At 65.7% G+C, this 24,959-nt stretch carries 24 protein-coding genes; 9 read left to right on the top strand and 15 right to left on the bottom strand.

Features of this window, described 5'->3' with window-relative positions; genetic code table 11:
- Window positions 1–52: 52 nt before the first annotated feature.
- Genes der through ndk form a run of 7 tightly spaced genes read right to left on the bottom strand, consistent with a single transcriptional unit; the run spans window position 53 to window position 6,664 of the window.
- Window positions 53–1,444: a ribosome biogenesis GTPase Der gene (gene der / locus AC1DR7_RS10890; protein ID WP_457318651.1), complete on the bottom strand. Its 1,392-nt coding sequence runs from the start codon at window positions 1,442–1,444 to the stop codon at window positions 53–55.
- A gap of 12 nt (window positions 1,445–1,456) precedes the next feature.
- Window positions 1,457–2,665 (bottom strand): outer membrane protein assembly factor BamB, encoded by a 1,209-nt coding sequence (gene bamB / locus AC1DR7_RS10885; RefSeq protein ID WP_478052826.1) that lies wholly within the window; start codon window positions 2,663–2,665, stop codon window positions 1,457–1,459.
- Window positions 2,665–3,303, bottom strand: a complete 639-nt coding sequence (locus AC1DR7_RS10880; protein WP_457318649.1) for a YfgM family protein — start codon at window positions 3,301–3,303, stop codon at window positions 2,665–2,667. The genes bamB and AC1DR7_RS10880 overlap by 1 nt, the downstream gene beginning before the upstream one ends.
- A 59-nt stretch (window positions 3,304–3,362) precedes the next feature.
- Complete coding sequence (locus AC1DR7_RS10875) at window positions 3,363–4,232, bottom strand: helix-turn-helix domain-containing protein (RefSeq protein ID WP_457318648.1); 870 nt, start codon at window positions 4,230–4,232, stop codon at window positions 3,363–3,365.
- 6 nt (window positions 4,233–4,238) lie between these two features.
- Complete coding sequence (gene pilW, locus AC1DR7_RS10870; RefSeq protein WP_457318647.1) at window positions 4,239–5,036, bottom strand: type IV pilus biogenesis/stability protein PilW; 798 nt, start codon at window positions 5,034–5,036, stop codon at window positions 4,239–4,241.
- On the bottom strand, window positions 5,023–6,228 hold the full coding sequence (rlmN, locus tag AC1DR7_RS10865; RefSeq protein WP_478051914.1) for a dual-specificity RNA methyltransferase RlmN: 1,206 nt from the start codon (window positions 6,226–6,228) through the stop codon (window positions 5,023–5,025). Before rlmN ends, pilW begins: the two co-directional genes overlap by 14 nt.
- Window positions 6,229–6,238: 10 nt before the next feature.
- Window positions 6,239–6,664 carry a nucleoside-diphosphate kinase gene (gene ndk / locus AC1DR7_RS10860; protein ID WP_478076482.1) on the bottom strand — a complete coding sequence of 142 codons (426 nt, stop codon included), beginning with the start codon at window positions 6,662–6,664 and terminating at the stop codon, window positions 6,239–6,241.
- Between the two features lie 321 nt (window positions 6,665–6,985).
- Between ndk and AC1DR7_RS10855 the strand changes: the two genes are divergently transcribed.
- From AC1DR7_RS10855 to AC1DR7_RS10845, 3 genes are all read left to right on the top strand, one after another.
- Complete coding sequence (locus AC1DR7_RS10855; RefSeq protein ID WP_256773962.1) at window positions 6,986–7,648, top strand: TetR/AcrR family transcriptional regulator; 663 nt, start codon at window positions 6,986–6,988, stop codon at window positions 7,646–7,648.
- Between the two features lie 44 nt (window positions 7,649–7,692).
- Entirely contained in the window at window positions 7,693–10,065 is a 2,373-nt protein-coding gene (locus tag AC1DR7_RS10850; RefSeq protein ID WP_478076481.1) for a 3-hydroxyacyl-CoA dehydrogenase/enoyl-CoA hydratase family protein, read from the top strand.
- A gap of 92 nt (window positions 10,066–10,157) precedes the next feature.
- Entirely contained in the window at window positions 10,158–11,366 is a 1,209-nt protein-coding gene (locus tag AC1DR7_RS10845; RefSeq protein WP_457320646.1) for an acetyl-CoA C-acyltransferase, read from the top strand.
- Window positions 11,367–11,602: 236 nt separating this feature from the next.
- Here AC1DR7_RS10845 and galU read toward each other — a convergent pair whose 3' ends face one another.
- The 8 genes from galU to cmk form a co-directional block, all read right to left on the bottom strand.
- Window positions 11,603–12,487: a UTP--glucose-1-phosphate uridylyltransferase GalU gene (gene galU, locus AC1DR7_RS10840; RefSeq protein WP_478076480.1), complete on the bottom strand. Its 885-nt coding sequence runs from the start codon at window positions 12,485–12,487 to the stop codon at window positions 11,603–11,605.
- Window positions 12,484–14,391 carry a polysaccharide biosynthesis protein gene (locus AC1DR7_RS10835; protein ID WP_256773966.1) on the bottom strand — a complete coding sequence of 636 codons (1,908 nt, stop codon included), beginning with the start codon at window positions 14,389–14,391 and terminating at the stop codon, window positions 12,484–12,486. Before AC1DR7_RS10835 ends, galU begins: the two co-directional genes overlap by 4 nt.
- 16 nt (window positions 14,392–14,407) lie before the next feature.
- The gene (locus AC1DR7_RS10830) at window positions 14,408–15,382 is read right to left on the bottom strand and encodes an MraY family glycosyltransferase (protein WP_478052127.1); all 975 of its coding nucleotides are present in this window, start codon (window positions 15,380–15,382) and stop codon (window positions 14,408–14,410) included.
- A gap of 3 nt (window positions 15,383–15,385) precedes the next feature.
- Complete coding sequence (gene lapB / locus AC1DR7_RS10825) at window positions 15,386–16,564, bottom strand: lipopolysaccharide assembly protein LapB (protein WP_256773968.1); 1,179 nt, start codon at window positions 16,562–16,564, stop codon at window positions 15,386–15,388.
- Between the two features lie 6 nt (window positions 16,565–16,570).
- Window positions 16,571–16,861, bottom strand: coding sequence for a hypothetical protein (locus tag AC1DR7_RS10820; protein ID WP_478052398.1), 291 nt, complete (start codon window positions 16,859–16,861; stop codon window positions 16,571–16,573).
- A 99-nt stretch (window positions 16,862–16,960) separates the two neighbouring features.
- Window positions 16,961–17,266, bottom strand: coding sequence for an integration host factor subunit beta (locus AC1DR7_RS10815; RefSeq protein WP_017355596.1), 306 nt, complete (start codon window positions 17,264–17,266; stop codon window positions 16,961–16,963).
- Window positions 17,267–17,352: 86 nt separating this feature from the next.
- Complete coding sequence (gene rpsA / locus AC1DR7_RS10810; RefSeq protein ID WP_121042136.1) at window positions 17,353–19,038, bottom strand: 30S ribosomal protein S1; 1,686 nt, start codon at window positions 19,036–19,038, stop codon at window positions 17,353–17,355.
- 194 nt (window positions 19,039–19,232) lie between these two features.
- Window positions 19,233–19,913 carry a (d)CMP kinase gene (gene cmk / locus AC1DR7_RS10805; protein ID WP_256773970.1) on the bottom strand — a complete coding sequence of 227 codons (681 nt, stop codon included), beginning with the start codon at window positions 19,911–19,913 and terminating at the stop codon, window positions 19,233–19,235.
- A 194-nt stretch (window positions 19,914–20,107) separates the two neighbouring features.
- On the opposite strand from cmk, the gene ykgO reads away from it, so the two are divergent.
- From ykgO to AC1DR7_RS10775, 6 genes are all read left to right on the top strand, one after another.
- A complete protein-coding gene (gene ykgO / locus AC1DR7_RS10800; RefSeq protein WP_017355593.1) occupies window positions 20,108–20,233 on the top strand; it encodes a type B 50S ribosomal protein L36 in 126 nt (41 codons plus the stop codon).
- Window positions 20,234–20,405: 172 nt separating this feature from the next.
- Window positions 20,406–20,732 (top strand): hypothetical protein, encoded by a 327-nt coding sequence (locus tag AC1DR7_RS10795; protein WP_256773971.1) that lies wholly within the window; start codon window positions 20,406–20,408, stop codon window positions 20,730–20,732.
- A 46-nt stretch (window positions 20,733–20,778) separates the two neighbouring features.
- Window positions 20,779–21,816: an agmatine deiminase family protein gene (locus AC1DR7_RS10790; protein WP_256773972.1), complete on the top strand. Its 1,038-nt coding sequence runs from the start codon at window positions 20,779–20,781 to the stop codon at window positions 21,814–21,816.
- Window positions 21,817–22,136: 320 nt separating this feature from the next.
- Complete coding sequence (locus AC1DR7_RS10785; RefSeq protein WP_256773973.1) at window positions 22,137–23,024, top strand: carbon-nitrogen hydrolase; 888 nt, start codon at window positions 22,137–22,139, stop codon at window positions 23,022–23,024.
- A 19-nt stretch (window positions 23,025–23,043) separates the two neighbouring features.
- Window positions 23,044–23,574, top strand: a complete 531-nt coding sequence (locus AC1DR7_RS10780; protein ID WP_312236950.1) for a GNAT family N-acetyltransferase — start codon at window positions 23,044–23,046, stop codon at window positions 23,572–23,574.
- A complete protein-coding gene (locus tag AC1DR7_RS10775; protein ID WP_478051789.1) occupies window positions 23,567–24,799 on the top strand; it encodes a TraB/GumN family protein in 1,233 nt (410 codons plus the stop codon). Before AC1DR7_RS10780 ends, AC1DR7_RS10775 begins: the two co-directional genes overlap by 8 nt.
- The last annotated feature ends 160 nt before the right edge of the window (window positions 24,800–24,959 follow it).

Raw genomic sequence — 24,959 nt, 5'->3', positions numbered from 1 at the left:
GCTCGGCACTACCGGATGCGGAAGAGCCGGCTTTCGCCGGCTCTTCTTTGCATCATCGGCCCTTGACGTGCTTGATCAGGCGGCGCTTGCGCTTGACCTGGCGTTCGGTGAGGACGTTCTTCTTGCCTTCGTACGGGTTCACACCCTCGCGGAAGATGAACTGCACCGGCGTGCCGACCAGCTTGAAGCGCTTGCGGAAGAAGTTTTCCAGATAGCGCTTGTACGACTCCGGCAGATCCTTCAGGCGCGTACCGTGCACGATGAAGGTCGGCGGGTTGGAGCCACCCGGATGCACGTAACGCAGTTTGGACACGTGACCACGGATCGCCGGCGGCGGGTTGGTCTCGTAGGCCACTTCCAGCGCCTTGTTGACTTCGCTGGTGCTGAACTCGTGCGTCGCCGAGGCATGCGCGGCGTGGATGCAGCGGAACAGCTCGCGCAGGCCCGAGCCATGCTTGGCCGAGATGCGCACCACTTCGGCCCACGGCACGAAACCGAGCTTGCGCGACACCAGCGCTTCAGCCTGCTCGCGCTGGTAATCGGTCAGGCCGTCCCACTTGTTGATCGCCACCACCAGCGCACGACCGGCATCGAGCACCGCGCCCAGAACGCTGGCGTCCTGGTCGGTGACGCCTTCGGACGCGTCCAGCATCAGCACGGCCACCTGGCACTGCTCGATGGCCTGCAGCGTCTTGATCACGCTGAACTTCTCAACCACTTCCTCCACCCGCGCCTTGCGACGCAGGCCGGCCGTGTCGATCAGGCGGTATTCGCGACCGTCGCGCTCCATGTCCACCGAGATCGAATCACGGGTGGTACCGGGCACTTCGGAGGCGATCATGCGCTCTTCGCCGAGCAGCAGATTGACCAGCGTCGACTTGCCCACGTTGGGGCGGCCGACGAAGGCAATACGCACGCGGTCCGGATCGTTGTCGAGGGTTTCGGTGGTGCCTTCTTCCGGCAACCGCTCCACCACTTCGTCCAGCAGATCGTCCAGACCCTGGCGGTGGGCGGCCGACACGGTCAGCATTTCGGCGAAGCCGTAGCGGGCGAACTCCGAACGCACGGTATCTTCGTTCATGCCGTCGATCTTGTTGATCAACAGCACGGTCGGGCGCGCCAGCTTGCGCAGCCAGGAGAGGATCTCGTCGTCCATCGGGCCCTCACGGGCGTCGACCACGAACAGGATCAGATCCGCCTCGGCGGCGGCGGCGCGGGCCTGGCGGGCGGTAGCACCGGCCAGACCTTCTTCTTCACCGGCGATACCGCCGGTATCGACCACCAGGAACGGGTGGTCTTCGTTAAGACGACAAACACCGTAATTACGGTCCCGGGTCACGCCGGGCTGGTCATGGACCAGCGCGTCGCGCGTACGGGTAAACGCATTGAACAGCGTGGACTTGCCGACATTCGGCCGTCCAACCAGGGCGACCAAGGGCAGCATCGCGGTAACTCCTTATTGTGCCAACCGGAATGCGGTCAGCTTTCCATCAACGTTCTGCACCAGCAGAATCCCATCGGCGGCTACCGGTTGCGCCAGCAGGGCGTCGCCGCCACTTTTGGCGCGAGCTGCGAACTCGCCATTGTCGGTCCGCAACCAGTGCAGATACCCCTTGTAGTCGCCGACCACGATATAGTCGCCCTGCAGTGCCGGACCGGTCAGCGAGCGCCGGGCCAGGCCGGTCTGCGACCACATCGCGGTGCCACTGTTCTTGTCCAGGCCGAACACGCCGCCCTTGTTGTCGGTGACGAACACATTGCCCGAGGTCAGGGCCACGCCACCGGCGCCACCATGGTCACGGGTCCACAGCGGACGGCCGGTCGGGCCTTCGATCGCCATGGTCTGGCTCTTGAAGCTGCTCACGAACAGCGTATTGCCTTCCAGCACCGGGGCGCCGTCCACGTCGGACATGCGCTCCAGCTCGGTGCGGCCTTCACCGTTGGCGACCATCTGGTCCCACACGGTGCGGCCGTCGGTCATCGCCAGCGCAGACACGCTGCCGTCGTCGTTGCCGATGAACAGCACGCCCGGGCCGGCCACCACCGCCGCATTGCCACGCACGGTCAGTGCCGGCAGCTCGCGCGGGTTGAACCAACGCTGGGTGCCGTTGCCGGCGTCCAGCGCGGTCACGCGACCGTCGTTGCTGCGGACGAACACCATGCCCTGGCCAACGGCCGGGGCGGAAATCACTTCGCCGGTCACCTTGCCACGCCACTTTTCGGTGCCGTCGTTGGCATCGAGGGCGATCACCTGGCCATCAAGCGTACCGATCACCACCAGGCCTTCGCCGACGCCGGGACCACCGGACAGGCGCAGCTTGGGCTTCTTCTTTTCCTTGGCCGGCTCCCAGGTCCAGACCTTCTTGCCGGTCTGCAGGTCGATGGCGTGCACGCCACCGTAGATCGCCGCCGCATACACGCGGCCATCGGCCACGGCCGGGCCCTGGCGCACGCCGATGCGCTTCTCGCCCTTGCCGACGTTGACGCTCCAGAGCTTGTCGACCTTGACGGTCGGCTCGAACTTCACCAGTTCCGCCGGCTCGAGGGCCTTCTTGGCGGCCGCGTCCTTACCGGCGAACCACCCCTTGACGGTGGTGCAGCCGGACAACGCCACGCCCAACAGGACCAGGGTGGCAACGCGCTTGATCATGACCATCTGCTTCATTACACCGACTCCGCAGCATCGGTGACGTTGCCACCGGCATCCGTCACTTTGGTTTCAAGCAGACGCCGCTGCGGCGCTGCCACGTCCAGCGTCTTGAGCGCCTTCTCATACTGTTGCCGGGCAGCATCACGCTTGCCCTGCGCCATCAACACGTCGCCATGGATTTCCAGGCTGGCGCTGTCGGTGGCGTCGCCGAGCGCCTTGAGCGCCTCGTCATGCTTGCCGGTGGCCAGCAGCAGGCGCGCGATGCGCTGCTCGATGACCGGCTGGAACTCCGGGTCGGCCTTGATCGCGCGCAGGGTCGCCAGCGCGTCATCATTCTTGCCGGCTTCGACCTGGGCCTTGGCCAGCTGCAGCGCAGCCAGGTCCGAATAGATGTTGGCCTTGCCGTCGTCGAGCGCCTTCACGCCCTTGGCCGCTTCCGCCAGGTTCTTGTCCTGCAGGTGCTTGAGCACCGCCTGGTACTGGACATTGGCACCAGCAAGCGAGTTGCTGTGCTCCTTCTGCCACCACTGCCAACCGGCGATGCCGCCGATCGCGATCGCCACACCGGCGAGGATGCTGACACCGTTCTTCCGCAGCCAGCCGCGGACGCGTTCACTTTGTTCGTGCTCGTCGAGCAGGTCGTCGATCGCCATGCGTACTCTCGCCCCGCCTGTGAAGGAGGAGCTGTTTGAATTGGATTGGGAAACGCGGCTCAGTGCGGAACTGGGGCCACGGAGCCGTCAGAGGATACCGTAAAGCGTGCCACGTTGGCTCGCTGGTAGGGCGAAAGGTCGACGATAGTGCCGGCCTGCTGAACCTCGACCGCCGACGCGTTGCCGAGCGTCATGCGCCCGACCTGGCCGGGGCTGAAGCTGCGGGTGTCGCCGGACTTGATCAGGGCCTTTTCGACGGTACTGCCGTCCGGGGCGGCGATGTCCACCCAACTGTCGCCCTTGAACTGCAGGCTGAGCGCACCGGTCGGTGCCGTCGCGGCGGTGGCCGGGCGCGGCACGGGTGTCAACGAGGCCAGGTAAGGCGCCGACGGCGCGGCCGGGGTAGCCACGATCGGAGCCGCGTCCGGGTGGACCGACTCGGCCGGGGCCGGACTGCCGCTCATCGGAACCGCTGCCGGTACAACGTCCAGCGAGGCGGTACTGGGCGCGGCGGCGCTGCCATCGAAATGACCACGGGTGGCAAACCACACCGGCACCGCCAGCACGGCGGTGATACCGACATACAGCACCCGGCGGCCGAGACTCTCGGCGATGCGGCGCGCCCGCGGGGTGTGCGTATGGCTGACCAGCTGCGGCGGGACCACCGGCCCGATCCGGGCCTGTTCCAGCACGTCGCCCAGGTCGACCTTGAGCAGCCGCGCGTAACTGCGCAGCTGGCCGCGCACGAACACCGGCGCGCCGAGGCGCTGCCACTGCTCTTCTTCAAGCGATTTCACGACCTGCATCGGCATGTGCAACTGCTGCCCCACTGCTTCGAGCGTCAGTCCTGCCGCTTCCCGCGCCTGCCGGAGACGAGCTCCACAGCCGGCGGCGGTATCAAAAGCGTTCACAGTCTGGTCATCAATCACAATGCTTCAACCCCGGGGATTAGGTGCCGCATCCTGCGGAAATTCGTTGCGAATTCGCTGCAGATAGCGACCGGATGCCACGTCGTCGCCGAGCTGCGCCTCGATTTGAGACGCAAGTTGTAACACGGAACGTGTGGCCGGTGCAGCCGCGAGACGACGTTGCGAGAAGGCCCGGGCCTCGAAATACCGGCCTTGGGCGAACTCGCTGCGAGCCATCGACTCGAGGGCATAGGCGTTGGTCGGGTCCAGTTCGATGGCGCGGCGCAGGTCGCGGGCGGCCCGTTCGGACTGCCCCGCATCGAGCGCGCAGCCACCGGCATTGGCCAGCGCCGAGCCCGGCGTGGCGTAGCCGGGGGCCGCCATGGCGCGGTCGAACCAGACCAGCGATTCGGCGGCCTGGCCATGCGTACATAGCCAGGCGCCATAGTTGTTGAGTGCATCGCCCTGCCCCGGCGCCACGTCGACGGCCTTGCGGTACAGGGTGCCGGCCTCGGTGTCGGCACCGCGCTGGCTGGCGATGTTGGCCAGCAGCAGGTACGCGTCCGGGCGGCTGCCATCGATCTTCACCGCCGCGCGCGCCTTCTTTTCCGCCGCCTGGGCCTGGCCGGCGCGGAACGCTTCGGTGGCCAGGGTCATCTGGTCCTGGTAACCGACCCGCTGCCGGATCGACGCGTTGTCGCGGACCTCGTACACCGGCGCGACCGCCAAATTCCCGGTGGGCGGCCTGATACCTTGTTTACCGCAGCCGACCAATGCCAGCGCGATGAAAACAACGGCTGGCAATCGGATTTCAGGCAGCGGCATCCCGGCTCTTCCCTTCCTGCAATGTCTTGTTGAACTCGGCCTGGCGACGCGTGCGATCCAGCACCTGGCCCTTGAGCTGGCCACAGGCGGCATCGATGTCGTCGCCACGGGTGCGTCGCACCATGGTGAGCACCTGCGCATCCAGCAGGATCTTCTGGAACGCGCGGATTTCGGTATCGCCGGAACGCTCGTAGCGCGTGCCCGGGAACGGATTGAACGGAATCAGGTTGACCTTGCCTGCGTGCGAGGCCTGCACGGCGTTGTCGAACTGGCGCATCAGCCGCGCCAACTGCCGGGCATGCTCGGGCTGGTCGTTGATGCCCTTCATCAGGGTGTATTCGAAGGTGACCGATTCGCGGCGCTTGTTGGCGCGCAGGTAGCGCGCGCACGAGGCCATCAGCTCGGCGATCGGGTACTTCTTGTTCAGCGGGACCAGCGTCTCGCGCAGCGCATCGTTGGCCGCGTGCAGCGACACCGCCAGAGACACATCGCTTTCCGCCGACAGCCGATCGATCTGCGGCACCAGGCCGGAGGTCGACAGGGTCACGCGCTTGTTGGCCAGGCCGTAGCCCAGGTCGTCGCGCATCACGCTCATGGCGCGCACGACGTTGTCGAAATTCATCAACGGCTCGCCCATGCCCATCATCACCACATTGGTGAGACGACGCTGCTTGTGCGGGATGTTGCCCAGATGACGCGCGGCCACCCACACCTGCCCGATGATTTCGGCGGTGGAGAGGTTGCGGTTGAAGCCCTGGGTGGCGGTCGAACAGAACGTGCAGTTCAGCGCGCAGCCGACCTGCGAGGACACGCACAGCGTGCCGCGGTTCTTGTCCGGGATGTAGACCGCTTCGATGGCGTTCTTGCCATCGCTGCCCATCGCCAGCAGCCACTTGTGGGTGCCGTCGGCGGAGGGTTTGTCGAACACGATGTTCGGGACCAGGACCTCGGCATGCTGCTTGAGCTTGGCGCGCAGCGCCTTGCCCAGGTCGGTCATCTCATCGAAATCGGTGACGTAGTGGTGGTGGATCCACTTCATCACCTGATGGGCGCGGTAGCGCGCTTCGCCGAGCGTGTCGGCGAAGAAGCGCTCCAGACCCTCGCGATCGAGGTCGAGCAGGTTCTGCTTGGCCACCGGCATGCTCGGGACGAGCACGACGGGGATGGCGGTTGGCTGTACGACCTCGTTCACGGCATCACTCTCAGCGCGAGACGACTTCGGTCGCGGCAAAGAAGTAGGCGATTTCGATCGCGGCGTTCTCGACCGAGTCCGAGCCGTGGGCGGCATTGGCATCGATGGATTCGGCGAAGTCGGCGCGGATGGTGCCCGCAGCGGCTTCCTTCGGATTGGTGGCGCCCAGCAGGTCGCGGTGGGCCAGCACGGCGTTGTCGCCTTCCAGCGCCTGGATCATCACCGGGCCGGAGATCATGAACTCGACCAGCGCGTTGAAGAACGGACGCTCACGGTGCACGGCGTAGAAGCCTTCGGCTTCACGGCGCGACAGCTGCTTGTACTYGGCGGCGACGACCTTCAGGCCGGCCTTTTCGAAGCGGGCGTAGATTTCACCGATGACGTTCTTGGCGACGGCGTCCGGCTTGATGATGGAAAGGGTGCGCTCCAGCGCCATGGGAATTCTCCGTTGGGCGGGCCACTGATCGGCCCGAGATTAACATGAAAAAAACCCGCGTCAAAACGCGGGCTTAGCCTGATATACGTGAGGCAATTCTAACGTGTAACCCGCCCCCGCGGTAGTGCCGRCCGCTGGCCGGCAACGCCCTGTGTGCCGTGGTGATCGGCCTGTTCAGGCAATGGCGTGGTTGCCGGCCAGCGGYCGGCACTACCGGGAGGGGCGGATGAACGAACGCCCGTTTCTGCTGCGCCGCACAATGCGCCAGCGCAGCCCCAGGTCTAATATCAAACAATCGTTTGATTGAACTCTGCCCGCCCCATGGCCAAGCCCGCTCATTTCTCCACCAAGGACCGCATTCTCGGCGCGGCCGAGGAGCTGTTCGCCCAGCATGGCTTTGCCGGCACCTCCCTGCGCCAGGTCACCAGCCAGGCCGACGTGAACATCGCGGCGGTCAACTACCACTTCGGGTCCAAGGAAAACCTGGTCAACGAGGTGTTCCGTCGTCGCATGGACGAGATGACCGCCGCCCGCCTGGCCCAGCTGGACAGCGCCCGCCGCGAGCATCCCGGCCAGCTGCGCCCGGTGCTGGCCGCGTTCGTCGAACCGGCGCTGGCGATGGCCCAGGACCGCCAGACCGGCGGCGCCTTCGTGCGGGTCATCGCCCGCGCCTATGCCGAGAAGAACGACAACCTGCGCAAGTTCCTCTCCGACCACTACGGCCATGTACTGCGCGATTTCGGCAAGGCCATCGCGGCCTGCGTGCCGGAGCTGAGCAAGGAAGAGCTGTACTGGCGGTTGGACTTCCTGGCCGGGTCGCTGACCTATGCGATGGCCGATTTCGGCCTGATCAAGCGACCCGCCGGTGTCACCGAAGCGGCGCATCGTGCCCATGCCGCCCGCGAACTGATCCATTTCGCCGAAGCCGGTTTCCGCGCCAGCGCGGTCATCGACGCTCCGACGACCTCCCTCTCCACCCCGTAGAGCCGGGCGTTGCCCGGCTTCCAGACAACCAAAGGCTTATCGACATGTCCAATTCCCTGCCAGTCCGCCGCGCCGCCGTACTGGGTGCCGGTGTCATGGGTGCCCAGATCGCGGCCCACCTGACCAATGCCGGCGTCGACACCGTGCTGTTCGATCTTCCCGCCAAGGAAGGTCCGGCCGATGGCATCGTGCTCAAGGCAATCGCCAACCTGGGCAAGCTCAGCCCTGCCCCGCTCGCGAGCAAGTCCTACGCCGAGGCGATCACCCCGRCCAACTACGAGACGGGCCTGGAGCAGTTGAAGGACTGCGACCTGATCATCGAAGCCATCGCCGAACGGATGGACTGGAAGCAGGACCTGTACAAGAAGATCGCCCCGTTCGTGGCTGATCACGCCGTGCTGGCCTCCAACACCTCCGGCCTGGGCATCAACAAGCTCGCCGACGTGCTGCCCGAGCAGCTGCGCCACCGCTTCTGCGGCGTGCACTTCTTCAATCCGCCGCGCTATATGCACCTGGCCGAGCTGATCCCGGCAACCACCACCGATGCGTCGGTGCTGGAAGGGCTGGAAGCCTTCCTGGTCACCACCCTGGGCAAGGGCGTGGTGTACGCCAAGGACACCCCGAACTTCATCGGCAACCGCATCGGCGTGTTCTCGATCCTGTCCACCATCCACCACACGCAGGCATTCGGCCTGGGCTTCGACGAAGTCGACGGCCTGACCGGCCCGCTGGTGGGCCGCCCGAAGTCGGCCACCTACCGCACCTCCGATGTGGTCGGGCTGGACACCATGGCGCACGTGATCAAGACCATGGGCGACACCCTGCCCAACGATCCGTGGCATGAGTTCTTCAAATCGCCCAAGTGGCTGGACGCGCTGATCGCCAAGGGCGCGCTCGGCCAGAAGACCGGTGCCGGCATCTTCCGCAAGGTCGGCAAGGACATCGTCGTCCTTGATCTGGAAAAGCAGGACTACCGCGCCGCCGACCGCACCGCCGCGCCGGAAGTGGTCGAGATCCTGAAGATCAAGAACCCGGCCGAGAAGTTCGCCAAGCTGCGCGAGAGCCAGCACCCGCAGGCGCAGTTCCTGTGGGCGACCTTCCGCGACCTGTTCCACTACAGCGCCTACCACCTGGCCGACATCGCCGAAACCGCGCGCGACGTCGACCTGGCCATCCGCTGGGGCTACGGCTGGTCGCTGGGCCCGTTCGAAACCTGGCAGGCCGCCGGCTGGAAGCAGGTCGCGCAGTGGATCGCCGATGACATCGTCGCCGGCAAGAGCATGAGCAACGCGCCGTTGCCGGACTGGGTGTTCGATGGCCGCGACGGCGTGCATGCCGCCGAAGGCAGCTACAGCCCGTCGCGCAACGCCAAGCTGCCACGCTCGGCCCTGCCGGTGTACCAGCGCCAGCGCTTCCCCGATCCGCTGCTGGGTGAAACCTTCAGCCCGGGTGAGACCGTGTTCGAGAACGACGGCGTGCGCATGTGGCACGACGGCGACGGCATCGCCGTGGTCAGCTTCAAGACCAAGATGAACACCGTCTCCGACCACGTGCTCAATGGCCTGCAGGGAGCGATCAAGCGCGCCGAGCAGGACTTCAAGGGCCTGGTGATCTGGCAGCAGAAGGAACCCTTCTCCGCCGGTGCCGACCTGGCCGGTGCGCTGGGCCTGCTGCAGGCCGGCAAGGTCGAGCAGTTCGAAGAAATGGTGCACAACTTCCAGCGCACCAGCCAGGCGATCAAGTATTCGCTGGTGCCGGTGGTGACCGCCGTGCGCGGCCTGGCCCTCGGCGGTGGTTGCGAATTCCAGATGCACAGCGCCAAGAGCGTGGCCGCGCTGGAAAGCTACATCGGCCTGGTCGAAGCCGGCGTCGGCCTGCTGCCCGCCGGTGGTGGCCTGAAGGAACTGGCCGTGCGTGCCTCGCAGGCCGCCGGTCCGGGCGGTGACGTGTTCGCCGAACTGAAGAAAACCTTCGAAACCGTGGCCATGGCCAAGGTCTCCAACTCGGCGGTCAACGCCAAGGAACTGGGCCTGATGCGCGCGACCGACAAGGTCGTGTTCAACAGCTTCGAAGCGCTCCATATCGCCAAGGCCGAAGTGCTGGCGCTGGCCGAAGGTGGCTACCGTCCGCCGATGCCGGCCCGCCGCATCCAGGTTGCCGGCGACGTCGGCATCGCCACCTTCAAGATGATGCTGGTCAACATGCTAGAAGGTCGTTTCATCAGCCCGTACGACTACGAGATCGCCGTGCGCATCGCCACCGTGCTGTGCGGTGGCGAAGTGGATCGCGGCACGCTGGTGGACGAGGAATGGCTGCTGACCCTGGAGCGCAAGCACTTCGTCGAACTGGCCCAGCAGGAAAAGACCCAGGCCCGCATCGCGCACATGCTCAAGACCGGCAAGCCGCTGCGTAACTGATGGCGTCACGGGCGCGACGGACGCCGTCCGCGCCCGCCTGGTGCCGGCCCCTGGYCGGCACGCCTGTCCCCCTATTTGAAGAGATCACTGCAATGACCAAGCAAATCCAGGACGCCTACATCGTCGCCGCTACCCGCACCCCGGTCGGCAAGGCGCCCAAGGGCATGTTCCGCAATACCCGTCCCGATGACATGCTCGCCCACGTGCTCCGTTCCGTGGTCGCGCAGGCGCCGGGCGTGGACGTCAACCGCATCGATGACGCGATCATCGGCTGTGCGATGCCCGAGGCCGAGCAGGGCATGAACGTGGCACGCATCGGCGTGCTGCTGGCCGGGCTGCCGGACACCATCGCCGCGCAGACCGTCAACCGCTTCTGCTCGTCCGGCCTGCAGGCCGTGGCGATGGCCGCCGACCAGATCCGCCTGGGCAATTCGGACCTGATGCTGGCCGGTGGCACCGAGTCGATGTCGATGGTGCCGATGATGGGCAACAAGATCGCGATGGCCCCGAGCGTATTCGACAACGACCACGTCGCCATCGCCTACGGCATGGGCATCACCGCCGAGAAGGTGGCCGAGGAATGGAAGGTCTCGCGTGAGGAGCAGGACGCCTTCGCCCTCGCCTCGCACCAGAAGGCCATCGCCGCGATCCAGAACGGCGACTTCAAGGACGAGATCAGCCCTTACGACGTGCGCACCCGCCAGCCCGACCTGGCCGACGGCCGCCGCATCATCACCCGTGACAGGATCGTCGACACCGACGAAGGCCCGCGCCTGGATTCGTCCGCCGAAGGCCTGGCCAAGCTGCGCCCGGTGTTCCGCAACGGCCAGTCCGGCGGCACCGTCACCGCGGGCAACTCCTCGCAGATGAGCGACGGCGCCGGCGCCGTGCTGCTGGCCTCGGAGCAGGCGATCAAGGACTACGGTCTGACGCCGCTGGCCCGCTTCGTCAGCTTCTCGGTGGCTGGCGTGCGCCCGGAAGTGATGGGCATCGGCCCGATCGCCGCGATTCCCAAGGCCCTCAAGCAGGCCGGCCTGAGCCAGGACCAGCTGGACTGGATCGAGCTCAACGAAGCCTTCGCCGCGCAGTCGCTGGCGGTCATCCGCGATTGCGGCCTGGACCCGTCCAAGGTCAATCCGCTGGGCGGCGCCATCGCCCTGGGCCACCCGCTGGGCGCGACCGGCGCGATCCGTACCGCCACCCTGCTGCACGGCCTGCGCCGTCGCCAGCAGAAGTACGGCATGGTGACCATGTGCATCGGCACCGGCATGGGTGCGGCCGGTATCTTCGAGTCGCTGTGATGCATCCGTCGGTGCCGGCCTAGCGCCGGCACCCGTCGCCGGAGCAGGCATCGACCGGTGGTCGATGCGCTGAACGCAGAAGGGCAGCCGCGAGGCTGCCCTTCTTTATGTTTACCGTGACCGTAAATCCGTGCGTAGTGCCGAGCCATGCTCGGCAACATCACCACGCCCGTTTCAACGGTCAACCAGGTATCGCCCGGCGCGACGTTCAGCCGGGCATGGCCCGGCGCTACCGGTCAGCTGTCGGCGAGCGCCTTCTTCAGCATCTCGCGCGCCGGTCCGGCCAGCTTCTCGTTGTTCAACGCAAAGCGGATGGTCGCTTCGACCAGACCCAGGTGGGTACCACAGTCGAAACGGGTGCCTTCGAAGCGGAAGGCGTCCACGCGCTCGCTCTTGAGCAGCTCGGCGATGGCGTCGGTCAGCTGGATCTCACCACCTGCACCGGTGCCGGTGGCTTCAAGCAGCTCGAAGATCTTCGGGCTCAGTACGTAGCGGCCGACCACGGCCAGGTCGCTCGGCGCGTCCTCGGGCTTGGGCTTCTCGACAATCGCACTGATCCGACCCTGGCGGCCATCGAAGGTGTCGGTGGCGACGATGCCGTAGCTGCCGGTCTTGTCGCGCGGGACGTCCTCGACGGCGATGATGCTCGCGCCGGTGGCCTGGTTGGCGTCGGCCATCTGCTTGAGCGCACCGTCACCCTTGTTCCAGATCAGGTCGTCAGGCAGCAGCACCGCGAACGGTTCGTCGCCGACGATCGCCTTGGCGCACAGTACCGCATGGCCCAGCCCCAGCGCCTCGGCCTGGGTGACGAAGATCGCACGCACGCCGTTGGGCAGCACGTGGCGCACCAGCTCCAGCTGCTMCATCTTGCCGGCGCGCTCGAGCTTCTGCTCCAGCTCGTAGGCCTTGTCGAAATAATCGGCCACCGCATGCTTGTAGCGGTTGGTGATGAAGATCAGGGTGTCGCAGCCGGCTTCGATCGCTTCATCGACGGCATATTGGATCAACGGCCGATCGATGATCGGCAGCATTTCCTTGGGAACCGTCTTGGTCGCGGGAAGGAATCGGGTACCGAGACCTGCCACCGGGAAAACCGCCTTGCGGATACGCTTGTTCGTCACAGCCTGTTGGCCTCTCGTGCCGGGAAGGGAAGCACTTTAGCGGACGCGACGTGATCGTCCTGTTGCAGTGGCGAGAACTCCGGCATGGTGGCGAACAGGATGCTGTTGATGGCATCGGTGTCGTAGGTGGCGATCGCTTCGCGCAGGCGCGGGACATTGCCCAGCACCTGCTCGCGGGCGAACGTACGCACGCCGGCTTCGAGGATCTTCGGGTGCGCGGTGGGGCGATAGTCCTCGTCCGAATAGAACAGGGTCTCGTGCAGCTTTTCGCCCGGACGCAGGCCGGTATAGATGATCGCGATGTCCTTGTACGGCTGTTTGCCGGCCAGGCGGATCATCTGCTCGGCGAGCACGCGGATCGGCACCGGCTCGCCCATGTCCAGGGTGTAGATCGCCCCGTGCGACGCCGATGCCGCGGCCTGCAGGATGAGCTGGCAGGCCTCGGGGATGGTCATGAAGTAACGCGTCACTTCCGGATCGGTCACGGTGACCGGCCCGCCCTTGAGGATCTGGTCGCGGAACAGCGGCACCACGCTGCCGGCCGAGGCCAGCACGTTGCCGAAGCGCACAGTCACGAAACGGGTGTGGCTGGTCTTCTGGTCCAGGCTCTGGCAGATCATCTCGGCGTAGCGCTTGCTCGCGCCGAGCGCGTTGACCGGGTCGACCGCCTTGTCGGTGGAGATGAACACGAAATGCTCGATCCGGGCCTCGACACAGGCACGGGCCACCGTTTCGGTGGACAGGATGTTGTTGCGCACCGCCTCACGAAGCTGGCGTTCCAGCACCGGCACCTGCTTGTAGGCGGCGGCATGGAAGACCGCATCGACGCTGGCCATCGACAGCGCGTGGCGGATCACCGCCGGGTCACCGCAATCGCCGAGCACCGCTTCCACTTCCAGGTCGGGGAAGCTGCGGGTGAGCTCGCCCTCGATGGTCAGCAGCAGCAGTTCACTCATTTCCAGCAGGATGATCCGGCCGGCACCGTGACGCGCGCACTGGCGGCACAGCTCCGAACCGATCGAGCCACCGGCGCCGGTCACCAGCACGGTGCGCCCGCCCAGCCAGCCACGGATCAGCGACCAGTCCGGCAGGATCGGCTTGCGACCCAGCAGATCCTCGATCGCCACTTCCTTGAGCTCGCCCGGCAGCGAATGACCGAGCAGCACGTCATTGAGCTTGGGCACCATGCGGAACGGCACGCCGGTGGCCTCACAGATGGCGACCACCCGCTGCATCCCGACCGCATCCAGGGAGGGAATGGCGATCACCAGCAGTCGGGCGGCGGTTTCGCGCACCGCGGCGGGGGCATCGTCCAGCGTGCCGAGAATCGGCAGGCCTTGCAGCTTGGCGCCCTGCAGGTGCGGGGCATCGTCAAGCAGGCCGACCGGCTCGAAATCGCCGGAACGGCGCAGGTCGCGGACCAGCGCCTCGGCGGCCTGGCCGGCACCCAGGATCAGCACCCGACGCGCAGTGGCGTCGTATTGCAGCGACTGGTAGTCCTTCCACGCGCGGTACAACAGGCGTGGCGCGCCCAGCAGCGCCGACAGCGCGAACGGGTAGATCACCAGCACCGACATCGGCACGCCGTTGAAGCGCTTGTAGGCCAGCACGACCACGATGGCGAGCAGGCCGATGAAGCTGGCCTTGAAGATGTTGAGGAGGTCGGCCACGCTGGCGAAACGCCACAGGCCGCGGTACAGGCCCACCCGCCAGAACACCACTGCCTGGATCGCCAGCACCAGCGAGGTGTCGATGTTCCACAGCGGAAGCGAGGGGGCATCGGCCAGCATCGAATAGCGGCCCGCATGCAGCAGCTGCCAGCACGCCCAGACCATGAACAGGTCGTGGACCACGATGGCGCCGCGCGGAATCAAACTGGTAAGACGGTCCTGCCAAGGCGTCATAAAACAAACAATCCTTCTAGTTGCGCATTCCCTTGCGCAGGAGTAGCCACAGGCCGGTCGCGAAGATCATCCACGCGACGGCTACGGCAGCCTCCCACCTCGGCTGCAGATCACTGCAAGCATTAAACACTGTAATACTGAATAGACCAAAAACAAAGTACATCCCTGTGACCAAAGTGTGGCTCAGACCACCTTTGACCGCGCGCTGGTAGAGATGCTGGGTGTGGGGCTCCATCCATCTTTGCCCGGACAGCATGCGCGACAGCAGTGTGAAGCCTGCGTCCACGAGGAACGCCGTGAGCGGCACTAGCAGCAGCAACCAGTTGACCTCGGTCACCACGCTGGCCAGGCAGACCAGGGCGGCAATTGCATAGCCCAGCGCGCCGCTGCCGACATCGCCCATGAAGATCCGTGCCCGCGGGTAGTTGAATGGCAGGAACCCCAGGCACGCCAAGGCCAGGACCAGGCCGGTCAGGGCAAAGGGCGCGGGCATCACCACCGCGAAGGCCAGCCCGGCCAGGATGGCCTGGGTAGTGGCTATGCCGTTGATGCCATCCATGAAGTTCCAGATGTTGATCAACGACGTCGTGAACAGCAGCGCCAGCAGCGCCTGCCACGGATTGCCGCTGGCCTGCCACACCAGCGCGGCCACCAACGCGGCGGCGACCAGATGCACCAGCAACCGGCGGACCGCGGGCAGCGGGCGGTGATCGTCCCACCAGCCAATGCCGGCCACCAGCACCAGGCCAAGACCGAACACCAGCAACTGAAGACGTGCGCCGGGCCACGCCAGCGCAGCTACGCCCGTAGCCAGCAGCAGGGTCAGCACGATCGCGATGCCGCCCCCGCGCGGGGTGGCCACGCCATGGCTGCGGCGTTCGCCGGGCTGATCCATCAGGTTGCGGCGCAGCGCGTAATGGCGCGCACCCCAGGTGAGCGCCGCCGCGATCGCCAGCACCGCCGGCAACCCGACCATCCAGGCCACGGGCATCGCTTAGAGCACCGCGTAGTTCAGCAGCGGCTTGACCGTTCCCCATTCCTTGCAGCTGGGGCACTGCCAGTGGTGCGTACGTGCGCCGAAACCGCAACGCGTGCAGCGATAGGCCGGGTTGCGCACCAGCAGCTGGTCGGTGATGTGCTTGAGGTCATGCAGGGTCGCGGTGGCGTCCGCGCCCTCGGCCAGGGTCAGGTCGATCAGCGCCGATTCGCCACGAACCGACGGACGATCCTTGAGCTGGCGGCCGAGATAGGCGCGCGCCGGGGCCACGCCCTCCTGTTCTTCCATCAACTGGGTCAAGGCCAGCACCGGGGCGATGCCACGGTAATGCTCGGTCATCTCCGACAGGAACGCGCGTGCACCGCCAAGGTCGCCGACCTTGCGGTAGTTCTGCATCAGCGCCTGCAGCACTTCGGGCAGGTATTCGGGATCGTTGCGCGCGGCGCGCTCGAAGGCGCGCACGGCGGCTTCGGCATTGCCCGCATCCGCTTCAAGACGGCCCTCGATGATGCCGGCGCGGACCGACATCGCATCGGCCTGGTAGGCGCGCGCGATGGCCGCCCTCGCCTCCTCGATCTTGCCGGCGCCGCGGAAGCGCTCGGCCAGTTCGCATTCGAACTGCCCGATCAGCTTGCCCATCGGCTCGCCGGTGACTTCCTCGAAGCGGCTGGCGTTGTCGATCGCCTTTTCCCAGTCACGCTCGGCCTGGTAGATCCCGATCAGGTGCTTGAGCGCCTGCGGCGCGCGCTGGTCGATCTGCGCCAGCTCACTGAACACGGTTTCGGCACGGTCCAGCAGCCCGGACTTCATGTAGTCCTCGCCCAGGGCGAGCAGTGCCTGCACCCGCTGCGCGTCATTCAGGTCGGCACGGTTGACCAGGCCCTGGTGCAGCCGGATCGCACGATCCACCTCGCCACGACGGCGGAACAGGTGGCCCAGCGCGACCTGGGTTTCGAAGGTTTCCTTGTCCAGCTCGGCGATATGCAGGAACAGCTCGATCGCCTTGTCCGGCTGCTCGTTGAGCAGGTAGTTCAGGCCACGGAAATAGGTGCTGGACAGGCGGCTGACCTGGTTGTCGCCATGGCGCTGGCCACCGCGACGGCCTATCACCCAGCCGGACAACGCCGCCAACGGCAGGAACAGGAAGAACCAGAACCACTCGGAGACAAATTCCATCGGGGCTCAGCGTCCGTCGAAAGTAGAAGAAGGGGTGGAAGCCGGCGCCACGACCGCGGTCGGGACAGCCTTCTGCGCCTTGCGCAGCTTCGCGTACAACGGGATCACCAGGCTGGCCAGCACGATGCCGCCGCCGATGATGGCACCGGACAACAGGGCGACAATGATCGCCAGGCCGGTGGTGGTGGTGATTTGGGTGAAGCCCAGACTGAGAACCATCTTGTCCGAGTTGAGCGCACCAATAATCAGTCCGGCGACCAGAACCGCCAGCAGCACAAGCAGACGTACGACTTTCATGTAGCATCTCCAGTTCCGGGAGATTCAAAGAGTAGCGGAATATAGAGCAGCGGGACAAAGAGGCCCGGAACGAAAAAAGCAGCGGACCAACGGTCCGCTCTACGCGGGGTCGCTTTCCAGCGGCACCACGGCGCTGACGCGCTCGCGCAGCTCCTTGCCGGGTTTGAAATGCGGGACATGCTTGCCCGGCAATGCGACCGACTCCCCGGTCTTGGGGTTGCGCCCCAGCCTGGGTGGCCGGTAGTGCAACGAAAAACTGCCGAACCCGCGGATCTCGATGCGATCCCCGCCGGCCAGCGCCCCACCCATCATTTCCAGCAACGACTTCACGGCCAGATCGACATCGTCCGACTTCAAATGCGCCTGTCGGCGCGCCAGGATTTCGATCAGCTCGGATTTGGTCATTACGGGCTCTTCGGGGGGAACTAGACCCTGAAACGGCCCGGACTGTTGTCCGGGCCGTCCAGGAAACTACGACAGCGACAGACCGATTACTCGGACTTGTTGCCGTTCAGCTGTGCACGCAGCAGCGCGCCGAGCTGGGTGGTGCCGCTGGACGCCGAAGAGGACTGGTATTCCTCCAGCACTTCGCGCATTTCCGCATCGTCCTTGGCCTTGATCGACAGCTGCAGGGTACGACCCTTGCGATCCATGCCCACGAACTTGGCTTCAACCTTGTCGCCGACCTTCAGGAACTGGGTCGCGTCGTCCACGCGCTCGTTCGCAACATCGCGAGCGGCCACGTAGCCTTCGATGCCGTCAGCCAGTTCGATGGTAGCGCCCTTGGCGTCCACTTCCTTGACCACGCCTTCGACCTTGGAACCCTTCGGGTTGGCCGCCATGTACTGACCGAACGGATCCTGCTCCAGCTGCTTGACGCCCAGGCTGATGCGCTCGCGCTCCGGATCGACGGCCAGGACCACTGCGTCCAGGTTGTCGCCCTTCTTGTAGTTGCGGACCACGTCTTCGCCGGTGGTGTTCCAGCTGATGTCGGACAGGTGCACCAGGCCATCGATACCGCCGTCCAGGCCGATGAAGATGCCGAAGTCGGTGATCGACTTGATCTGGCCCGACACCTTGTCGCCCTTCTTGTGGATGGCAGCGAAGGTTTCCCACGGATTGGCGGCAACCTGCTTCATGCCCAGCGAGATGCGGCGACGCTCCTCGTCGACGTCCAGGACCATGACTTCAACTTCGTCACCGACCTGCACAACCTTGGACGGGTTGACGTTCTTGTTGGTCCAATCCATTTCCGACACGTGCACCAGGCCTTCCACGCCCGGCTCGATCTCGACGAATGCGCCGTAATCGGTGACGTTGGAGACCTTGCCGAAGACGCGGCTGTTGGCCGGGTAACGACGGGCGATGTTGTCCCACGGATCTTCACCCAGCTGCTTCAGACCCAGCGAAACGCGGTTGCGCTCGCGGTCGAACTTCAGCACGCGGACGTCCAGCTCGTCGCCGACGTTCACGACTTCGGACGGATGGCGCACGCGCTTCCAGGCCATGTCGGTGATGTGCAGCAGGCCGTCGATACCGCCCAGGTCCACGAACGCGCCGTAATCGGTCAGGTTCTTGACGACACCCTTCAGGATCGCGCCTTCCTGCAGCTTGTCCATCAGCTGCTCGCGCTCTTCCGAGTGCTCGCTTTCGACGACAGCGCGGCGCGAAACCACGACGTTGTTACGCTTGCGGTCCAGCTTGATGAGCTTGAATTCCAGCTCCTTGCCTTCCAGGTAGGCCGGATCGCGCACGGGGCGCACATCGACCAGGGAACCCGGCAGGAACGCGCGGACATCCTTGATGTCCACGGTGAAACCACCCTTGACCTTGCCGCTGATGCGACCGGTGATGGTTTCGTTCTTCTCCAACGCTTCTTCCAGCTCGTCCCACACCATCGCGCGCTTGGCCTTCTCGCGCGACAGGACGGTTTCGCCGAAGCCGTTCTCGATGGAATCGAGGGCAACCTTGACGACATCGCCTTCGGCGACGTCGATTTCGCCAGCGTCGTTACGGAACTGTTCGATCGGCACGATGCCTTCGGACTTCAGGCCGGCGTTGATCACCACGACGTCGCCGCGGACTTCAACAACGACGCCGCTGACGATCGAGCCCGGCTTCAGCTTGGCCAGATTGGCCTGGCTGGCTTCGAACAGTTCGGCAAATGATTCGGTCATTAGATTTACTCTGTTGGACACATGGGCATTGGCCCCCGAAGGGAACCGCTTACTGCCCGCCTGTTGGTCGACCCCGGTAACGCAGGTCGTGTGTTAAGTAGGAAAACCGCCACGCAACATTGCGGGACGGAGCTTTTGCAGCCTTGCGATGGTGCGACACCGCCGATGGATTGACGGTCCTCCTGTACAACGGATCAGGCACCCGAAACCGGAAGCAGATCCAACACGTTGGCAACGACTGCGTCGATGCCGATGCCACTGGTGTCGATGATGACGGCATCGTCTGCCGGCTTCAGGGGCGCCACTGTGCGCTGTGCATCACGGGCGTCGCGGGCCATGATCTCGCGCAGGAGGTCATCAAAGTTAACAGAAACCCCCTTGTCTTTCAACTGCTTATGCCGGCGCTCGGCGCGCTCCTCGGCACTGGCGGTCAGAAACACCTTGTACGGCGCGTCCGGGAAGATGACCGTGCCCATGTCGCGGCCGTCCGCGACCAGCCCAGGCTCCAACCTGAATGCGCGCTGGCGTTCTTTCAGCGCCGCGCGGACCTCCGGGATCGCCGCAATGGCCGAGGCGAGCGCCCCGGTGGTCTCAAGCCGCAGCTCGTCGGTGGCATCGGTGTCGTTGACCACCACCCGCAACCCGCCGTCGGCGGCTTCGATGAAGCGCACATGGGTGTCGAAGGTGCAGCGAACCAGCGCCGAGGCGTCGGAGGTGTCGATATCGGCCCAGCTGGCGGCCACGCCCACGGCGCGGTAGAGAGCGCCCGAATCCAGGTAATGCCAGCCCAGGCGGCGTGCGACAATGCGGCTGACGGTCCCCTTGCCAGCCCCGGAAGGGCCATCGATGGTGAGCACGGAAGGAAGCTGGTTCATGGGTTTCCCGGTAGATTGGACCGCCCATTCTAGCCCCCGCCCAGGGCCGCTTGAGATTTTTTTGGTGCAACCACTTGAAAGGATGGAAAAAAGCCCGGTAGAATGGCGGGCTTGAACGGGCGTCACCTGCCGATTGTCATCTGCATATCGCGGCCGCGCTCCAACCGAATCCAACGTTTACGCCGAGGTATGCAATGAAAGTCCTGTCTTCCCTGAAGTCGGCCAAGTCCCGTCACCGCGATTGCAAGGTCGTTCGTCGTCGCGGCAAGATCTTCGTGATCTGCAAGTCGAACCCGCGTTTCAAGGCTCGCCAGCGCTGAGCCCAAAGGCATCACGACCCCCGGGTCGCGAGCTGCCTGAATAAAAAACCGCCTCCGGGCGGTTTTTTATTGCCGTTTTTTGCTGTAATCGCCGGGTAACTCACGACAGTTGGTCATGAGGCACGCCGTCGTGAGGCCTTCCGTATTCTTGACCACTGGGGAGTAGATCGAGATGAAGCGTTACCTGACCACCCTGCCGTTGCTTGCCCTGCTGGCCTGCGCCAGCGCCCACGCCGACACCCTGCTGATCGATCGCAGCCAGGAAAAGCCCGCCACCGCCCTGCCCGTCCGCGGCCAGAGCATGCAGCAGGTGCAGGCCCAGTTCGGCGACCCGGGCGAACGCCTGGACCCGCGCGGCGGGCAGAAGCGCCAGTGGCCGACGATCAACCGCTGGGTCTACCCGCAGTTCACCGTCTACTTCGAGAAGCAGAAGGTGATCGACGTGGTGGCCAACAAGGCCGACGCCAACGAAGTCGGCCCGAAGCCGCCGATCCGCTGACCCCATTCCTACTGCCCGCCACCCGGCGGGCCATCGCATCGAGACCATGAACGACACGCTCCGCTTTCCGGCCGAATGGGAAACCCAGTCCGCCATCCTGATCGCCTGGCCCCACGCCGACACCGACTGGGCCGACCGCCTGGGTGACGTCGAGGACACCTACATCGCCCTGGTTGCGGCCATCACCCGCTTCCAGCCGGTGCTGATCATCGTCGCCGACGATGACCTGGAGGCCTACGCCGATGCGCGCCTGCGCTCCAACCGGATCGACATGGACCGCGTTCGTTTCGTCACCGCGCAATACGACGACACCTGGCTGCGCGATTCCGGCCCGATCACGCTCAAGCGTGCCGACGGCGGCTTCCGCCTGCTCGACTTCCGCTTCACCGGCTGGGGCGGCAAGTTCGACGCGAGCCTGGACGACCAACTGGTCGGGGTGCTGCATGCGGCCGGCGTGTTCGCACCAACGGCCGAGGTGCAGAGCATTCCCTTCGCACTGGAAGGCGGCGGCATCGAAACCGACGGCGCCGGCACCCTGCTGACCACCTGGCAGTGCCTGCACGAGCGTCATCCGGACCGCGCGCGCGATTCGCTCAGCGCCGACCTGGCCAACTGGCTGCAGCAGGACCGGGTGCTGTGGCTGGACCACGGCTACCTGGAAGGCGACGACACCGACGCCCACATCGATACCCTGGCGCGCTTCGCGTCGGTGGACAGCATCGTCTACCAGGCCTGCGATGACAGCGGCGATTCGCACTTCGCCGAACTGCAGGCAATGGGCAACGAGCTGGCCGCGCTGCGCACGGCGCAGGGCACGCCGTACCGCCTGTTCCCGCTGCCGTGGGCGCAGCCGGTGATCGACGATGGCCGCCGCCTGGCCGCGTCCTACGCCAACTACCTGATCCTCAATGGCGCGGTGCTGATGCCGGCCTACGGCGATGTCGCCGACGAGGCCGCGCGTGCGGTGCTGGCCCAGGCCTATCCGGACCGCGAGATCGTGCCGGTGCCGTGCCGGTCGCTGATCTGGCAGAACGGCAGCCTGCACTGCATCACCATGCAGCTGCCGGAAGGGTTGCTGGCCTGACCCCTGCTGCAGGCCACGACCSWSGGTCGTGGCCTGCAGCTCCTCTCCCTCGGCGCGCCTGGATGTCGGTAGAGCGGGCGGGCAGCGCGATCCAGGACCGTTGGGCGCCATGGATGGCGCCCACGAGCCCCCATGGATGGGTTCACGGCGTGTCCTGGATYGSGCTGCCCGTCCCGCCTGCCTGCGCAAACGACGCGCCGCCCTCTGCACCGTGCCCCGACGATGGCGGCAACGTGGCATCGCCGCCCATTTAGCGCACAGCACGCCGCGTGCACCCATCCGCGATAAACTGCGTTTTTCCCCCGCAGGACCGCACTCGGATGAGCTCACGCCACACCCTTTCCGTCGCCCTGATCCAGGAGCGCAACCACGGTGACGCCGCGGCCAACCTGGCCGTGATCGAAACGCGCGTGGCTGAAGCGGCCGCCCAGGGTGCCAAGCTGATCCTGCTGCAGGAACTGCACAACGGCGCGTACTTCTGCCAGCACGAGTCGGTGGACGAGTTCGACCTGGCCGAGCCGATCCCGGGCCCGAGCACCGAGCGCCTCGGCGCGCTCGCCAAAAAACATGGCGTGGTCATCGTCGGCTCGCTGTTCGAACGCCGTGCCGCCGGGCTGTACCACAACACCGCGGTCGTCTTCGAAAAGGACGGCACGCTGCTGGGCAAGTACCGCAAGATGCACATCCCGGACGACCCGGGCTTCTATGAGAAGTTCTACTTCACCCCGGGCGACATCGGCTTCAAGCCGATCGACACCTCGGTGGGTCGCCTCGGCGTGCTGGTGTGCTGGGACCAGTGGTATCCGGAAGCGGCGCGCCTGATGGCGCTGGCCGGCGCCGAGCTGCTGCTCTACCCCACCGCCATCGGCTGGGATCCGGAGGACCAGCAGGACGAGCAGGGCCGCCAGCGCGATGCGTGGGTGCTGAGCCATCGCGGTCATGCCGTGGCCAATGGCGTGCCGGTGCTGAGCTGCAACCGCGTCGGTCACGAAGCCTCGCCGCTGGGCGCCTCGGGCATCCAGTTCTGGGGCAACAGCCACGTGCTCGGCCCGCAGGGCGAGTTCATCGCCGAAGCCGGTGGCGAGCCCACCGTGCTGATCTGCGAGGTCGACCTGCAGCGCAGCGAACACGTGCGGCGGATCTGGCCGTTCCTGCGCGATCGCCGCATCGATGCGTACGGCGACCTGCTCAAGCGCTACATCGACTGATACCCAGGACCCCTGCCCCGTGACCGTGTCCCTGCGCGACGCCACCGACGCCGACATCCCCGCCATCACCGCGATCTACGCGGTGGAGGTGACCGATCTGGTCAACACGTACGAGTACGACGTGCCCGACGCGGCGGAGATGCAGCGGCGCATGCACGACATCGTCGGCCGCGGGTTTCCGTACATCGTGGCCGAGGTCGACGGCCAGGTGGCCGGTTACGCCTATGCCAACACCTATCGCGGGCGCATCGCCTACCAGTGGACCGTGGAAAATTCGGTCTACGTGGATGCGGCCTTCCAGGGCCGGGGCGTGGGCACGGCGCTGCTGCAGGGGCTGATCGATGCCTGCGTGGCACGCGGGTACCGGCAGATGGTGGCGGTGATCGGCGAGCCGACCAACACCGCCTCGATCAAACTGCACGAGCGCTTCGGTTTCCACACCGTCGGCATTTTCCGCGGCCTCGGCCGCAAGCATGGCCGCTGGCTGGACACCGTCCAGATGCAGCGCGCGCTCGGCGATGGTGCCGACAGCGCCCCTTCGAATGAATGAAATGACTGAACCCCAGATCGATGACACCGGCGACACCCTGTTCGCCGGCCAGCCCGTGCGCGTGGTCGAACGCGACGGCGTGCGTTACACCCTGCTCGGCACCGCGCACGTGTCCCAGGCCAGCGTGGAGGCGGTGGAACGGGCGATCCGCAGCGGCCGCTTCGATGCGGTGGCAGTCGAGCTCGACGCGCAGCGCCTGCAGGCGCTGACCAACCCCGATGCGATGGCCAAGCTGGACCTGGTCGAGGTGATCCGCAAGGGCCGCGTGGCACTGTTTGCCGCCAACCTGGCGCTGGCCGCCTACCAGCGTCGCCTGGCCGAACAACTCGGCATCGAGCCGGGCGCCGAGCTCAAGCGCGCGGTGACCCTGGCCAACGAACAGCACCTGCCGGTGCATCTGATCGACCGCGAAGTCGGGCTGACCTTCAAGCGCGCGTCGCAGCGGCTGGGTTTCTTCGGCCGGATAAAGCTGGTGATGGGACTGGGCGCGGGCCTGTTCGCCTCTGAAGACGTGGGCGAGGAAGAGATCGAAAAACTCAAGCAGGGCGACATGCTCGAAGCGAGTTTCGGCGAATTCGCCAGCGAAAGTCCGGCGCTGTACGAGACCATCATCGGCGAGCGTGACCGCTACATGGCCACCCGCCTGCGCGAAGTGCACGACCCTGCGCAGCGCGAGGTGCTGGCGGTGGTCGGCGCCGGCCACCTGGCCGGGCTGGCGAAGTATCTGGAAACCGATACCGATGCGCCGGGTCCCTTGCGCGAATCGCTGGAAGAAGTGGCGAAAAAGCGCAACATCCCGTGGATCACCCTGACCATCCTGGCGATCGTGCTGGCGGGTATCGCAGTCGGCTTCTACCGTGGCGGCATGGGCGTGGGCGGTGAGTTGCTGCTGACCTGGGCGATGTACACCGGTGGCCTGGCGGGCCTGGGGTGTCTGCTGGCCGGCAGCCATCCATTGAGCATCCTGACCGCGATCGTGGTCGCCCCGTTCAAGCCGTTCCGCCTGAGCATTCCCACCGGTGCCTTCGCGGCGCTGGTGGAAACCCGCCTGCGCAAGCCAGCGTACGAGGATTTCCTCAAGCTGCGCGACGATGCGCAGAGCGTGAGGGGCTGGTACCGCAACCGCGTCACCCGCGTGGTGCTGACCTTCATGCTGACCAACCTGGGCAGCATGCTGGGACTGTGGCTGACCGGCTTCCAGGTGTGGGGGAAGGTGGCGGGGTAATTCCCTGCGCCGAGGCGGATCGAAGGGCCACGCAATGCGTGGCCTTTTTTTGGCTCTTCGCCCCCTATGCGGGGCAAGCAGAAGCGTGCGTTGACTTCTTCCAGGCGCGGCGGTCGGTGGGTCGGGCGCTGGGCGCCCATGCCCTTTCCGGCGACGCCCC

Source organism: Stenotrophomonas sp. P5_A9, assembly GCF_056400525.1.
Note: the sequence above shows the minus strand (reverse complement) of the source record. Positions and strands in the feature narration are given on the sequence as shown.